Here is a 14,250-nt window from a genome sequence, read left to right on the forward strand (position 1 = left end):
CCGCACGCTGGCACGCTTCTTGAAGTGAAGATCGCGATTGCAGATGCTGAACCCGATCGAGGACACCCCGTGAGCAACGCCCCCGCCCTGTCGGTCGAAGGCTTTTTCGACCCGGCGACCCACACCGTCAGCTATCTCCTGCTCGATAAGGCGAGCCGCGTGTGCGCGCTGATCGACAGCGTGCTCGACTACGACCCGAAATCCGGCCGCACCCGCACCGCCAACGCCGACCGGCTGATCGCGCGCGTCGCCGAGCTCGGCGCGACCGTGCACTGGCTGTTGGAAACGCATGTGCACGCCGACCACCTGTCGGCCGCACCGTACCTGAAAACGCAGGTCGGCGGCCAGATCGCGATCGGCTCGCACGTGCGCCGCGTGCAGCACGTGTTCGGCACGCTGTTCAACGCGGGCCCCGGCTTCGCGGAAGACGGCCGTCAGTTCGACCGGCTCGTCGACGACGGCGACACGCTCGCGCTCGGCGCATTGACGATCCGCGCGCTGCACACGCCGGGCCACACGCCCGCGTGCATGACCTACTGCGTGGACGACGCGACGCAGCGCGCGGCGTTCGTCGGCGACACGCTGTTCATGCCCGACTACGGCACGGCCCGCTGCGACTTCCCGGGCGGCGACGCGCGCACGCTGTACCGCTCGATCGCGCGTGTACTCGCGCTGCCGCCCGACACGCGCCTGTACCTGTGCCACGACTACCAGCCGGGCGGCCGCGACGTGCAGTTCGTGACGACCGTCGCCGAGCAGCGCCGCGCGAACGTGCACGTGAAGGACGGCGTGACCGAGGACGATTTCGTCGCGATGCGCACCGCGCGCGACGCGACGCTCGACATGCCCGTGCTGATGCTGCCGTCCGTGCAGGTCAACATGCGCGCCGGCCACCTGCCCGAGCCCGAGAACAACGGCGTGCGCTACCTGAAGATCCCGCTCGACGCGATCTGAGCCGCGCGCGCCGCCCATCCGGAGAACCCCGACATGACCATTCGCAAGCTGACCGACGCGCAATCGGTTGCGCCGCAGATCGCGGCGGCCGACGTGCCCGCGCTTCACGCGGCGGGCATCCGCAAGCCGGCGCCGGCCGTGGATGCGCGGCACGACATCGTGATCGTCGGCGCCGGTGCGGCCGGCATCGCGGTCGCGTCGAGCCTGCTCGCGCGCGCCGCGTCGCTCGACATCGCGGCGATCGATCCCGCCGACGTTCACTATTACCAGCCCGGCTGGACGATGGTCGGCGCAGGCGTGTTCCAGCCCGGCACCACCGCGCAGCCGATGACCGACGTGCTGCCGCGCGGCGTGCAGCGAATCCGGGCCGCAGTCGCGGGCTTCGAGCCCGATGCGCACGCGGTCGTGCTCGACGGCGGCCGACGCATCGGCTATCGCAGGCTCGTCGTGTGCCCGGGGCTCAAGCTCGACTGGCACGCCATCGACGGCCTCGCCGACACGCTCGGCCGCAACGGCGTCACGTCGAACTACCGCTACGATCTCGCGCCGTACACGTGGGAGCTCGTGCGCGCGTTCCGCGGCGGCAATGCGCTGTTCACGCAGCCGCCGATGCCGATCAAGTGTGCGGGCGCACCGCAAAAGGCGATGTACCTGTCGTGCGACCACTGGCGACGCACCGGGCGCCTCGACGCCGCGAACGTCGAATTCCTGAATGCCGGCGGCGCGCTGTTCGGCGTCGCCGATTACGTGCCCGCGCTGATGGAGTACGTGAAAAGCTACGACATCGCGCTGTCGTTCGGCCACGACCTCGTCGCGATCGACGGGCCCGCGCGCCGGGCGACGTTCTCGCGCGCGCGGCCGGACGGCGGCAAGGAAACCGTCGAGCGTTCGTTCGACATGATCCACGTCGTGCCGCCGCAGAAGGCGCCCGACTTCGTGCGCGCGAGCCCGCTCGCCGACGCGGCCGGCTGGATCGACGTCGATCCGGCGACGCTGCGGCACAAACGGTTTCCGGACATCTACGCGCTCGGCGACGTCACCAACACGACCAACGCGAAAACGGCCGCGGCCGCCCGCAAGCAGGCGCCCGTCGTCGCGCACAACCTGCTCGCATCGCTCGGCCTCGCACGGGGCGACGCCGCATACGACGGCTACGGCTCGTGCCCGCTCACCGTCGAGCGCGGCAAGATCGTGCTCGCCGAATTCCTGTACGGCGGCAAGATCGCCCCGACCTTCCCCGCATGGCTGATCGACGGCAAGCGGCCGTCGCGGCTCGCGTGGCTGCTCAAGGAACGCGTGCTGCCGCCGCTCTACTGGAAGGCGATGCTCAAGGGCCGCGAATGGCTCGCGAAGCCCGCGATCGCACGTTGACCGGAGCGCGATGACGTCATGCTGATTTCCCTCGTACTGGGCGGCTTCGTCGGCGCCGTGCTCGGCCTGACCGGCGCCGGCGGCGGCATTCTCGCGGTGCCCGCGCTCGTCGTCGGGATGAGCTGGCCGATGCAGCAGGCCACCCCCGTCGCACTCGTCGCGGTCGCGGGCAGTGCCGCACTCGGCACGCTCGAAGGCTTCCGCCGCGGGCTCGTGCGCTATCGCGCGGCGCTGCTGATGGCCGTGGCCGGCGTGCCGCTGACTACGCTCGGCGTCCGGCTCGCGCACGTGCTGCCGCAGCGCCTGCTGCTCACGCTGTTCGCGCTGACGATGCTCGTCGTCGCCGGCCGCCTGCTGCGACAGGCGCTGCGACGGCAGGCGGCCGATGCGGAGGCGTCGCCGCTGTGCGTCGGCCGCGTGAATCCCGATACGGGTCGGCTCGTGTGGTCGTGGCCCGTGGGTATCGCGCTGGCGTCGACCGGCGCGGTCACGGGCTTGATGACCGGGTTGCTCGGCGTCGGCGGCGGCTTCGTGATCGTGCCGATGCTGCGCAAGTTCACGAACGTGTCGATGCATGGGGTGGTCGCGACGTCGCTGATGGTGATCGCGCTGGTCGGCACCGGCGGCGTGCTCGCGACGCTCGCATCGGGCACGCGCGCGCCGCTCGACGTGACGCTGTGGTTCACCGTCGCGACCGCGCTCGGCATGGCCGCCGGCCGCGGCGCGTCGCGCCGCCTCGCCGCGCGGCATGTGCAGGCCGGCTTCGCGGCCGTGCTCGTGTGCGTCGCGCTGGGGTTGCTGGCCAAGGCGGCCTTCGGCGCGTGAACGCCGACGACGGGCCGGCGATCGTCACGCGCCGCCAAACGAAACGCCCGGCCCGACGCGTCGTCGGCACCGGGCGTTTTTCACGGCGGCAGCCGCCGGCCCGTCAGGCCGCGAACCCCGCCATCCGCTTGCGTTCCTGACGCAGCATCACGAAGTTCGCGATCACGACGCCGGCCGTCACCGCGATGATGAACAGCGTCGCGAGCGCGTTCATCTCCGGGTTCAGGCCGAGGCGTACGCGCGAGAACACGACGAGCGGCAGCGTCGTCGAGCCGGGGCCCGACAGGAACGCCGACAGCACGAGGTCGTCGATCGACAGCGTGAACGACAGCAGCCAGCCCGCGATCAGCGCCTGCGAGATCAGCGGCAGCGTGATCGTGAAGAACACCTTCAGCGGCGTCGCGCCGAGATCGAGCGCGGCTTCTTCCAGCGACGGATTCAGCTCGCGCACGCGCGACTGCACGATGATCGCGACGTACGAAATGCACAGCATCACGTGGCCGAGCCAGATCGTGAACACGCCGCGCTCGGCCGGCCAGCCGATCCACTTCGCGAGCTCGATGAACAGCAGCAGCAGCGAGATCCCCTGGATCACCTCGGGAATCACGAGCGGCGCGTTGATCATCCCGCTGAACAGCGCGAAGCCGCGAAAACGCCCCATCCGCGCGAGCACGAAGCCGGCCCACGTGCCGATGAACACCGACGCGAACGCGGTCAGCACGCCGATCTTCAGCGACAGCCATGCGGCCGCCAGCAGCTCGTCGTCCTCGACGAGCGCCGCATACCAGCGGAACGAGAAGCCCGACCACACGGTGACGAGCTTCGACTCGTTGAACGAATAGACGATCAGGCTGATGATCGGGATGTACAGGAAGGCGAAGCCGACGAACAGCGCCGCGAACTGCAGGTAGCGATTCGGTTTCATCGACGGCCTCCTTGTTCCTTCGCCTGGAAGTGCTGGAACATCGCCATCGGCACGAGCAGCAGCAACACCATCGCGCAGGTCACGGCCGACGCCATCGGCCAGTCCGCGTTGTTGAAGAACTCGTTCCACATCACGCGGCCGATCATCAGCGTATTCGCGCCGCCGAGCAGCTCCGGAATCACGTACTCGCCGACCGCCGGGATGAACACCAGCAGGCAGCCCGCGATGATCCCGTTCTTCGACAGCGGCAGCGTGATCTGCACGAACGCTTTCCACGGCTTCGCGCCGAGGTCGTACGCGGCTTCGAGCAGGCGCAGGTCCATCTTCACGAGGTGCGCGTAGAGCGGCATCACGAGGAACGGCAGGTACGAATACACCATCCCGATATACACCGCGTAGTTCGTGCGGTACAGCTCGATCGGCGTATGGGTGAGCCCGATCCACATCAGGAAGTTGTTCAGGAGCCCGTTGTTCTTCAGGATCCCGATCCATGCGTACACGCGAATCAGGAACGACGTCCAGAACGGCAGCATCACCCCCATCATCAGCAGGTTGCGGGTAGCCGGGTTCGAGCGCGCGATGTAGTACGCCATCGGATAGCCGAGCAGCAGGCACAGCAGCGTCGTGATCGCGGCGACCCACACCGAATTCACGTAGGTCGCGAAATACAGGCTGTCCGTGAGCAGGAACGCGTAGTGCGACAGGTTCAGCGCGATGTGCACGACGCCGTCCGCGTACGACGCGAGCTCCGTATACGGCGGGATGCCGAGCTGCAGCTCCGCGAAGCTGATCTTCACGACCAGCACGAACGGCACGAGGAAGAACAGCACGAGCCACGTGAACGGCCCGGCGACGACCGCCGTGGCGCCCGTCAGGTTGAAGCGCCGCACCGGCCACTCGAGCAGGGACTTGAACGCGTTCATGACGTCAGCACCACGCCGGCGGTCGCGCTCCAGCGCACGTAGATCTCGTCGCCGAGCGCCGGCGTGTCGAGTTCGGAAATCGCGAGGCTCGACACGTTCGCGATCACCGTCTTGCCCGCGTCGAGCTTCACGTGATACAGCGAATAGCCGCCCATGTACGCAACGTTGCCGATCCGGCCGCGCGCCCAGTTGAATGCGCCTTCGGGCGGCTTGCGCGTGAGCGCGATCCGCTCGGGACGCACCGACACCGTGACCGGCATGCCGAGCGGGCCCGAGATCCCGTGACTCACGTACAGCCGGCTCGGCAGTTCCGGCGATTCGATGTACACGTGATCGGGTTCGTCCTCGACCGTCACGCCGTCGAACAGGTTCGTCGAGCCGATGAATTCGGCCGAGAAGCGGCTGTTCGGATATTCGTACACTTCGTTCGGCGAGCCGATCTGCACGATCTGGCCTTCGCTCATCACGGCGATGCGGTTCGCCATCGTCATCGCCTCTTCCTGGTCGTGCGTGACCATGATGCAGGTGACGCCGACCTTGTTCAGGATGTTGACGAGCTCGATCTGCGTGCGCTGGCGGATCTGCTTGTCGAGCGCCGACATCGGCTCGTCGAGCAGCAGCAGTTTCGGACGCTTGACGAGCGAACGCGCGAGCGCGACGCGCTGCTGCTGGCCGCCGGACAACTGGTGCGGCTTGCGCTTCGCATACTTGCCCATCTGCACGAGCTCGAGCGCGGAAGCGACGCGCGCCTTCAGCTCGGCCTTCGGCGTGCCTTCCTGCTTGAGCCCGAACGCGACGTTCGACTCGACCGACATGTGCGGGAACAGCGCATACGACTGGAACATCATGTTCACGGGCCGCTTGTACGGCGGCATCTGCGCGAGGTCCTCGCCGTCGATCAGGATCTTGCCCGACGTGACCGTCTCGAGGCCCGCGAGCATCCGCAGCAACGTCGACTTGCCGCAGCCCGAGCTGCCGAGCAGCGCGAACAGCTCGCCCTGGCGCACGGTCAGGTTGACGCTGCGCACGGCTTCGGTGTCGCCGAATTTCTTGACGACGTCGACGATCTGGACAAAGTTCTCGGCGCGCGCATCGGCGCCGGAGGAAGGAACGGAGAACGGCGCGCCCGCGACCGGCGCGCCCGACTGGCTATTCATGATGTGCTGCTTCTCTCCTGCGTTAGACGAACAAAGCCCCCGGGGGCACCAGGGGCTTCATGACTGCGGGTTCACTTCGGCTCGCGTCAGCGGCCCGACTTCAGCTCGGTCCACAGACGCGTCTGCAGACGCTGGATTTCAGGCGGCAGCGGCTTGAGCAGGAACAGTGTCTTCACGACGTCGGCCGGCGGGTAGACCGCCGGGTCGTTCGCGACGTCGGGGCGCACGTACTTGCGTGCCTCCGCGTTGGCGCTCGGGTAGTACACCGCGTTGGTGATCGCCGCGTGCACCTTCGGATCCTCGATGTAGTTGATCCACTGCAGCGCGGCTTCCTTGTTCTTCGCATCCTTCGGGATCGCCATCACGTCGAACCACACCGGCGCACCGCCCTTCGGAATGTAGTACTCGATCTTGTACGGCTTCTTCGCCTCGATCGCGCGATGCTTCGCGATCACGACGTCGCCCGACCAGCCGAACGCGAAGCAGATGTCGCCGCCGACCAGGTCGTTGATGTAGCCCGACGAGTTGAATTGCGTGATGTACGGACGGATCTTCTTCAGCACGTCCATCGCGGCCTTGTAGTCGGCCGGGTTCGTGCTCATCGGATCCTTGCCGATGTAGTGCAGCGCCGCCGCGAACATCTGGTCGGGCGCGTCGAGCACCGACACGCCGCAGGTCTTCAGCTTCGAGAGGTTTTCCGGCTTGAACAGGATGTCCCAGTTGTCGAGCGGCACCTTGCCGAGCGCCTGCTGCGCCTTCGTCAGGTTGTACGCGAGACCGGTCGTGCCGTATGCCCAGGGCACCGAGTACTTGTTGCCCGGATCCGCGCCGGCGACGAGCGCCATCAGTTGCGGATCGAGGTACTTGAGGTTCGGCAGCTTCGACTTGTCGAGCGGCGCGAAGATGCCGGCGGCGATCTGCTTGCCCGCGTAGTTGCTGGTCGGCACGACGATGTCGTAGCCCGAGCTGCCCGTCAGCAGCTTCGCCTGCAGCGTGTCGTCGCTGTCGTAGTTGTCGTAGCGGACCTTGACGCCCGCCTGCTTCTCGAAGTTCGGGATCGTGTCCTTCGCAATGTAGTCCGACCAGTTATAGATATTGAGCTGCGTATCCTTCGCCGCTGCCGCCGATGCACCCACGCACAGCGCGAGCGCCGCGAACCGGCCCACTACCTTTGCTTTCATCCCGTTCTCCCTTCGGCCGGACGCGTTGCCCGGCTGCCGTCTGCCTCGTCATGGCGGCGCATTCTGGCGCGCCGCCCCTCGAAAACCCCGAAAACTACCATCATTCGCGCCCCGTCACAAAAAAATCATGCCGGTGTCGCGCAAACGGAACAGATTCCCGCTGCCGGCCGATCGGACTGCCCGTGCGGCGGGGCGTTCCGGGGGAATTCTATCGGGTAATCGGCGGCTGTCCACCGGGAAAAACGGACGGTGACGAACCTTCGTCCGCATGGCGGGTGCGCCCGCCCGGCGACCGCGCCCGACGCCCGGCCGACCGTCCCGCTCCCGCGCCGGGACAACCGGCCGGCGCCCGCGGCCGGCCGGGCCGCCGCGATGCATTAAAATGGCGGCTGACGATTCAACTGCGCGAACCCTCCCGATGGCATCCAATCTTCACGATCTCCCCGACAGCCCCTGCATCGGCGTGTGCTCGACGCTCTTCGACGAAGTCTGCAAGGGCTGCGGCCGCACGGCCGCCGAAGTCTCGAACTGGGTGTTCCTGAGCGACGACGAAAAGCGCGCGGTATGGGAGCGCATCGCGCGCGAAGGCACCGCGATGCGCTTCCAGTACGACAAGCTGTAAATCCGCCGCGCAAAAAAAGAGCGGCATGCCGACCGCCATGCCGCCAACCCCAACTCTGTTCTTTCCGTCGCGTCTAGAACTTCATCCCGACGCCCACGCCGACGATCAGCGGATCGATGTGCAGCGTGCCGATGCCCTTGTCGCCGAGCGTCGCATCGGTGCTCATCCAGATCTTCTTCACGTCGACGTTCATGAACACCTTCTTCGTCAGCTGCACGTCCACGCCGAACTGCAGCGCGGGGCCGAAGCTGCTCTTGTTGATCGATACGCCCTCTCCGCCGACGTTGAGCCCGTTGTTGTAGAAGTACGTGTAGTTCAACCCGGCGCCGACGTACGGCCGCACCTTGCCCGCATGGTTGAAGTGATACTGCAGCAGCAGCGTCGGCGGCAGCACGCCCACGCCGCCGAGATTGCCGAGGCTCGACGTCAGTTGATGCCGCGACGTGCCGAGGATCAGCTCGACGCCGAGGTAGTCGCGGATCATGTACGTGAAGTCGAGCTCGGGCACGATTGCGTTGTTCACGCCCGTGTTGATTGCGCCGAGCGTATCGCTCGCGCGCTCGTTCGGCTGGATGCTGATCGCGCGCAGCCGGACCAGTACGTCGCCCTGGTTGATGCCGTCGCCCGGCGACGCCGCGTGCGACAGCGACGGCATCGCGACGATGCCGGCCAAGACGGCGGCTGCGGTGACACAAGTTCGAATCGTTTTATGCATGGTACGGACCCCCAAAGAATGGTTACCATTCTCCCAATAGGGTCTTTTCGCCATCTTGATATTGGTCAAGCCAGCGTAAACGTGGGACGGTTTGCCGCAGGCTCGATCGCACTGCCCGTCAGCAGCAGCTCGAGCAGATCGCGCACGCTGCGGATCGCACGACCGAACGGCAACGCTTCGCGGCCGCGGAAGAACAGTCCGTTCGCGACGTCGCCGCGCAGTGCGGCCGCGAGCCGCGTATCGATGCAGAAGTGGCCGAATTTCTCGATGCCATCGCGCAGCCCGCATACGCTCAGGCATTCGAGCGCGGTCGGACAGCGCTGCTTCAGCGCGCCGAGCTTGTCGCGAATGCGCGTCTCGTTGCGCAGGTAACGATCGAGCCACGGCGTCTTCACCGCACGTGCCGGCAGCCCCGTCACGCTGACGAATTCGACGATGTCGTCGGGCGTCGCATCGGCGAGCACGCGCTTGAATTGCGGATGCGCATCGCCCTCTTCCGTCACCGCGAACGGCGTCCCGACCTGCACGCCGTTCGCGCCGGCCGCGAACGCCGCGCGCACCGTGTCGTGACTGTTGATCCCGCCGGCCACGATCAGCGGGATCGTGTCGCGGGCGAGACCGAGCGACGCCATCACCTGTGCGGTTTCGTCGAGCACGCGCGCGAAATCGAAACGGCCGTCATGCATGTCGTCGATCTGCGTGACGCCGAGGTGCCCGCCCGCGTGCGCCGGATGCTCGATCACGATCGCATCGGGCAGGCGCCCCTTCTTCATCCATTTCTTCAGCACCAGCGCGACCCCGCGGCTGTCCGACAGGATCGGAATCAGCGCGATGTCGCACCCTTGCGTGAGGTCGGGCAGATCGAGCGGCAGGCCCGCGCCCATCACGATCGCGTCCGCGCCCTCGTCGCACGCGACCCGCACGTAATCCACATGCGCGCTCACCGCCTTCATCACGTTGACCGCGATCATCCCGCGCCCTTCGCCGTAGGTCTTCGCGAGACGGATCTCGCGCGCGAGCGCGTCGAGGTTCGCCGCTTCGAGCGTCGCGCGATCGGGTTGCGCGCGGCAACGCGCGAGCAGATCCGCATGATGGTGCCGCAGGTCGATGCTCGCGATCGTGCCGACCGCGCCTTCGCGCGCGACGCTGCCCGCCAGCCGGTGCGCGGAGATGCCGACGCCCATGCCGCCCTGCACGACGGGCAGCAAGGTGCGGCCGCGAATCGTCAGCGGCGGAAAGGAAGTGCGTACGGTCATCTGAAACCTCGTCGGAACATCGGAATCGCGATGATCGACGATCCACCGCCGCGCACCTTGACGGCCGTCAATAAAAAACGGCACGCGAACGTGCCGTTTTCCGGTTCGGGCCGCGAGCGGCGCTCAGGCCGGCTTCGCCTGCTTCAGTTGCATCGACTTGTATTCGAGATACTCTTCGAGCCCGTACACGCCGTTCTCGCGGCCGTGCCCCGACTGCTTGAAGCCGCCGAACGGCGCGGCGCCGTTCCACGTACCGCCGTTGATGTCCACCTGCCCCGTGCGGATGCGGCGCGCGACGCGCATCGCGCGTTCGTCGCTGCCGGCCCACACCGCGCCGCCGAGCCCGTACGGCGAATCGTTCGCGATCCGCACGGCCTCGTCTTCATCGCGATACGTGATGATCGACAGCACCGGCCCGAAGATCTCTTCCTGCGCGATCGTCGATTTCGGATCGACGCGGCCGAACACGGTCGGCTTCACGAAGAAGCCTTTCGCGAGCCCTTCCGGCAAACCGGTGCCGCCCGTCACGAGTTCCGCGCCTTCGTCGATCCCGCGCTGGATGTACGCCTGCACGCGCTGCTGCTGCGCGGCCGACGCCAGCGCGCCGAGGCGCGTCGTCTCCTGCCGCGGGTCGCCCGCGACGTACGTTTCGGCCGCGGCCTTCGCGATCTCGCGCGCTTCGTCGTAGCGGGCTTCCGGCACCAGCATCCGCGTATGCGCCGAGCAGGTCTGGCCGGCGTTCAGGTAGCACGCGTTGACCGTGCCCTTCACCGCCGTCGCGAAATCGGCATCGTCGAGGATCACCGACGCCGACTTGCCGCCCAGCTCCAGCGCGACGCGCTTGACGCCCGCGGCCGCCAGCTCGGCCACGCGCTTGCCCGCGCGCGTCGAGCCGGTGAACGACACCATGTCGACGTCCGGATCGGTCGCCAGCACCTCGCCGACGACCGGGCCGTACCCGCACACGAGGTTGAACACGCCGGCCGGCAGCCCGGCCGCGTGGATCGCTTCGGCGAGCATGAACGCGTTGAGCGGCGCGACTTCGGATGGCTTCAGCACGACCGTGCAGCCGGCCGCGAGTGCCGGCGCGACCTTCAGCGTGATCTGGTTGAGCGGGTAGTTCCACGGCGTGATCGCCGCGACGACGCCGACCGGCTCGCGCACCACCAGCGAATTGCCGACCTGCGCCTCGAATTCGAACGATTCGGCGAGCTTCGCGTACGCCTTCCAGTTGTAGATCGGGCCGCCGACCTGGATCGCGCGCGACAGCTTGATCGGCATGCCGACTTCGCCGGTGATCGACTGCGCGAGTTCCTCGCTGCGCGCCTGCAGATGCTCGACGATCTTGCGCAGGTAACCCGCGCGCGTCGCGGCCGGCGTGGCCGCCCATGCGTCGAAGGCCGCGCGCGCCGCGCGGATCGCGTCCTGCGCGTCGGACGCGACGCCCTCGGGAATCCGGCCGATCACGGCTTCGGTGCCCGAATCGATCACGTCGATCGTGCCGGTGCCGGCCGGTTTGCGCCATGCGCCGTCGATGTAGAACTGGTCGTAGATTTTCATCGTGTTCCGCCTCCAGGGAAGCCGACATTCTAGCGAGCGTTCCGGTGACTGGTGTGACGAATGACAGCCGTTCGAAAGGACCGCGCGCCGTCGCGTCGGAGCGCCGTCACGCCGGTGCTCCGCCGTCCGCCGTCCGCTGTCCGCTGTCCGCCGCTCGCCGCTCGCCGCGCGTGGCCGGCAACGCATTCGTCGGGTCGCCGCCACGTCGGCATCCGCCAGGGTGCGCGGCCGGGCCTGCATCGTGCTATGTTTTTATTATCGGCATCGGCCCGTTGCGGCCGGCGCCGCCCGGAATCGACGCACTTCGTGAGCGCTGCCATGTCCGACGCATCCCATACCCTCGGCTCGCAAGACCGCCTGGAGCTGCTTTGCTGGCTCACCTGCGGCAACCTCGGCGCGTTTTACCTCAACGAATCATGGCCGGACGCCGCGTTCCAGGTCCAGGCCGCGCACCGCTGGCTCGACCGTCATCACCGCCAGGCCGACTGGCTCGCGGTCGCCCGGCTCGCAGCGCTCGCGCAGGACATCGCGAAGCGGCATGCCGGGTTCGTCGACGCGTCGTGGGCGCGCGACGCGGTCGAGGAAATCGTCGATACCGACGATCTCGACTATCGGGCCAAACTCGTGCAATGGGTGTACGAGGACTGCTGCAAGGCGCTCGCGGACAAGCGGCTGGCCGATTGAGCCGCACGAGGGCCGCCCGTGCGACGGGGCGCGGCATCGCCGAGCGCGACGCGCTTTTCGCCGCGACGAACGTCACGGCCGGAATGATCGCCGGGGTTCGGTGCGTGCGCACCGCCCCCGGCGCCGACACGCGCGATGCGTGCCGATGCGTTTACAGCAGCGACTTGGCCTGCGTCAGCACCTTGTCGCAAACCTGCTTGGTCACCTGCTGCTTCAGGCCGCCGCCGCTCAGGTCGAGCTTGCTGCCGTTGCCTGCGTCGAGGATCCCGCTCGCGCCGCTCGTATAGCCGCTGTCGGACGACGCGTTGCCGCCGAGCTTGCCCATCAGCGCGTCCTTCACCGACGCCGCGCCGCCGCCTGTTGCGCCGCCGAGATAGTTGTTCTGGATGCAGAACTGCAGCAGGCCCGCGACGTTGCCGGTGCTGCCCGGCATCAGCGACGCACCGCCGCCGCCCGTCAGCGCGCCACCGAGTCCGCCGAGGTTGCCCAGCGCCCCGCCCGCGCTGCCGCCCGAATCGCCGCCACCGCCGACCTGCTTCAGGACGTCGCCCAGTTGCGCATGCGCGACCGAAAACGGCGCGAGCAATCCGATCAGCGCGCCGGCAACGGTCGCGCGGTAAAGACGTGCATTCATGTAAAGCCTCCCGGTTGTGACTGCGTGAGTACCGCGATTCGCATCCAAGGATACTCAATCGACCGGGGCATGACAGCCTCCGGAGCCGCATGAAACGTCAGGCATCGTGATATCGCGGCGATTTGACAATGCTTGACGCGCGATTGCGCGCGGCCTCGCCGGCTCGACAGGCGTGCGACCGCCATTCCGTCTCGCCGGCCCGCGCGAAGCGTCATAGAATCGTCGTCGCCGACCGTTCGGCCGCTGCGACCCGACATCAACCTCGCACATGAAGAACACTCGCGTGGCGCTTGCCCATCGACTTCTGCCGATCGCCGGCGCATCGAGCGCGCTGATGGCCGGCGCCGGTACCGCCGGTACCGCATCCGCAGCCACGGCGGCCGCGGCCTGCGCGTCGCCTTCGTTCGACCGCTATCCGGCACCGGCCGCCGCCCGCGCGCCGCGCAAACCGGCCGCGTCGCCCCGGTTCGCCTGCGACGAAGCGCACCTGTATCGCACCGTCATCCGTGACGAATTCGCGCAACCGGCCAATTTTGCCGGTCACGACCGCATCGCGATCCGGGATTGCGGAACGGATTGCCGAAATGTCGCGATCGTCGACGAGGACACTAGCGCGACGTACACGACGCCCGGCGTTAAGGCCGGTCTCGGGCGTGATGGGCAACGACGAGGAGCGCGTCGACTTCCGTGCCGGCAGCAAGCCGTTGATCGTCGCCGGCTGCTTCGACGACGATTGCGGCGACGGCAACGCGAACGCTGCCCGGTTCTTCCACGAATGGACCGGCACCCGACTGCGTCCGGTCGGCACGTGCCCGCTGGCCATCGAGCCGGCTCGGTAAGCGGCCCCGGCGACCGATGACCTCCATTCACCTCAGTTTCGACGACGGCCCCGGCCCGTCTACGCCCGCGTTGCTCGACGTGCTGCGCGATGCATCGTGCGCGGCGACCTTCTTCGTGCTCGGCAAGCATCTGGCGGGCGCGCTCGACGTCGCGACGAGAATCGCGCGCGAAGGCCATCGGCTCGGCAATCACACCCATTCGCATGCGCGGCCGGGAGCGCTCGCGGACGTCGCACTGATCGATGAAATCCACACGACCGATGGGCTGATTCGCGACGTCTACCGCCGCGCCGGCCTCGCCGCGCCGGACGCGATCCCGCTGCGTCTTCCGTACGGATTGCTGCCGCAGGACGAGCGCGCCGCCGTGCTCGCGCGCCTGCAACGCGAACACACCGGCTGGACCGCGATACTGGACGACTGGCAGCGGCCGGCGCCATCGCCGCAGGCGCTGTTCGACGCGATGTGCGCGCACGTCGACGCCTGCGCGGCGCAGCATTGCGACGTGCTGTTCTGCCTGCACGACGGATCGCGGCACGGCGACGCGCGGCCCAACACGGTCGAAGCCGTACGGCTGTTCCTGAACCGGCAGCGCTGACGCGACGGC

At 67.7% G+C, this 14,250-nt stretch carries 13 protein-coding genes and 2 pseudogenes; 7 read left to right on the forward strand and 8 right to left on the reverse strand.

What is annotated here, in order from left to right; translation table 11 throughout:
- The first annotated feature begins 69 nt into the window (after positions 1–69).
- The 3 genes and pseudogenes from WS89_RS29395 (at position 70) to WS89_RS29405 (ending at position 3,150) form a co-directional block, all read left to right on the forward strand.
- Complete coding sequence (locus WS89_RS29395) at positions 70–954, forward strand: MBL fold metallo-hydrolase (protein ID WP_059795592.1); 885 nt, start codon at positions 70–72, stop codon at positions 952–954.
- A gap of 138 nt (positions 955–1,092) precedes the next feature.
- Positions 1,093–2,325: pseudogene (locus WS89_RS29400) on the forward strand (NAD(P)/FAD-dependent oxidoreductase); the annotation flags it as partial.
- 18 nt (positions 2,326–2,343) lie between these two features.
- Positions 2,344–3,150 carry a sulfite exporter TauE/SafE family protein gene (locus WS89_RS29405; protein WP_059795595.1) on the forward strand — a complete coding sequence of 269 codons (807 nt, stop codon included), beginning with the start codon at positions 2,344–2,346 and terminating at the stop codon, positions 3,148–3,150.
- A 103-nt stretch (positions 3,151–3,253) separates the two neighbouring features.
- Here WS89_RS29405 and WS89_RS29410 read toward each other — a convergent pair whose 3' ends face one another.
- From WS89_RS29410 to WS89_RS29425, 4 genes are all read right to left on the reverse strand, one after another.
- On the reverse strand, positions 3,254–4,075 hold the full coding sequence (locus tag WS89_RS29410; RefSeq protein ID WP_059498849.1) for an ABC transporter permease subunit: 822 nt from the start codon (positions 4,073–4,075) through the stop codon (positions 3,254–3,256).
- Positions 4,072–4,998 (reverse strand): ABC transporter permease subunit, encoded by a 927-nt coding sequence (locus tag WS89_RS29415; RefSeq protein WP_059498848.1) that lies wholly within the window; start codon positions 4,996–4,998, stop codon positions 4,072–4,074. The genes WS89_RS29410 and WS89_RS29415 overlap by 4 nt, the downstream gene beginning before the upstream one ends.
- Positions 4,995–6,155: an ABC transporter ATP-binding protein gene (locus WS89_RS29420; protein WP_059498847.1), complete on the reverse strand. Its 1,161-nt coding sequence runs from the start codon at positions 6,153–6,155 to the stop codon at positions 4,995–4,997. Before WS89_RS29420 ends, WS89_RS29415 begins: the two co-directional genes overlap by 4 nt.
- Positions 6,156–6,241: 86 nt before the next feature.
- Positions 6,242–7,336, reverse strand: a complete 1,095-nt coding sequence (locus WS89_RS29425) for a polyamine ABC transporter substrate-binding protein (protein ID WP_059498846.1) — start codon at positions 7,334–7,336, stop codon at positions 6,242–6,244.
- A 418-nt stretch (positions 7,337–7,754) separates the two neighbouring features.
- On the opposite strand from WS89_RS29425, the gene WS89_RS29430 reads away from it, so the two are divergent.
- Entirely contained in the window at positions 7,755–7,958 is a 204-nt protein-coding gene (locus tag WS89_RS29430) for a DUF1289 domain-containing protein (protein ID WP_059498845.1), read from the forward strand.
- A 73-nt stretch (positions 7,959–8,031) separates the two neighbouring features.
- On the opposite strand, the gene WS89_RS29435 is transcribed toward WS89_RS29430, so the two are convergent.
- From WS89_RS29435 to WS89_RS29445, 3 genes are all read right to left on the reverse strand, one after another.
- On the reverse strand, positions 8,032–8,673 hold the full coding sequence (locus WS89_RS29435; protein ID WP_059498844.1) for an OmpW/AlkL family protein: 642 nt from the start codon (positions 8,671–8,673) through the stop codon (positions 8,032–8,034).
- A gap of 65 nt (positions 8,674–8,738) precedes the next feature.
- The gene (locus tag WS89_RS29440; protein ID WP_059795597.1) at positions 8,739–9,929 is read right to left on the reverse strand and encodes an NAD(P)H-dependent flavin oxidoreductase; all 1,191 of its coding nucleotides are present in this window, start codon (positions 9,927–9,929) and stop codon (positions 8,739–8,741) included.
- Between the two features lie 123 nt (positions 9,930–10,052).
- Positions 10,053–11,489 carry an aldehyde dehydrogenase family protein gene (locus WS89_RS29445; RefSeq protein ID WP_059795599.1) on the reverse strand — a complete coding sequence of 479 codons (1,437 nt, stop codon included), beginning with the start codon at positions 11,487–11,489 and terminating at the stop codon, positions 10,053–10,055.
- Between the two features lie 318 nt (positions 11,490–11,807).
- Here WS89_RS29445 and WS89_RS29450 point away from each other — a divergent pair, with 318 nt between their 5' ends.
- Complete coding sequence (locus WS89_RS29450) at positions 11,808–12,173, forward strand: hypothetical protein (RefSeq protein WP_027784520.1); 366 nt, start codon at positions 11,808–11,810, stop codon at positions 12,171–12,173.
- 151 nt (positions 12,174–12,324) lie between these two features.
- Here the strand turns inward: WS89_RS29450 and WS89_RS29455 are convergent, their stop codons facing one another.
- A complete protein-coding gene (locus WS89_RS29455; RefSeq protein WP_059498841.1) occupies positions 12,325–12,807 on the reverse strand; it encodes a DUF2501 domain-containing protein in 483 nt (160 codons plus the stop codon).
- A 283-nt stretch (positions 12,808–13,090) separates the two neighbouring features.
- Between WS89_RS29455 and WS89_RS29460 the strand changes: the two are divergent.
- Positions 13,091–13,646: pseudogene (locus tag WS89_RS29460) on the forward strand (hypothetical protein).
- A gap of 16 nt (positions 13,647–13,662) precedes the next feature.
- On the forward strand, positions 13,663–14,241 hold the full coding sequence (locus WS89_RS29465; protein ID WP_059795601.1) for a polysaccharide deacetylase family protein: 579 nt from the start codon (positions 13,663–13,665) through the stop codon (positions 14,239–14,241).
- The last annotated feature ends 9 nt before the right edge of the window (positions 14,242–14,250 follow it).

The sequence above is a fragment of the Burkholderia sp. MSMB1072 genome (assembly GCF_001524725.1).
Classification (GTDB): Bacteria; Pseudomonadota; Gammaproteobacteria; order Burkholderiales; family Burkholderiaceae; genus Burkholderia.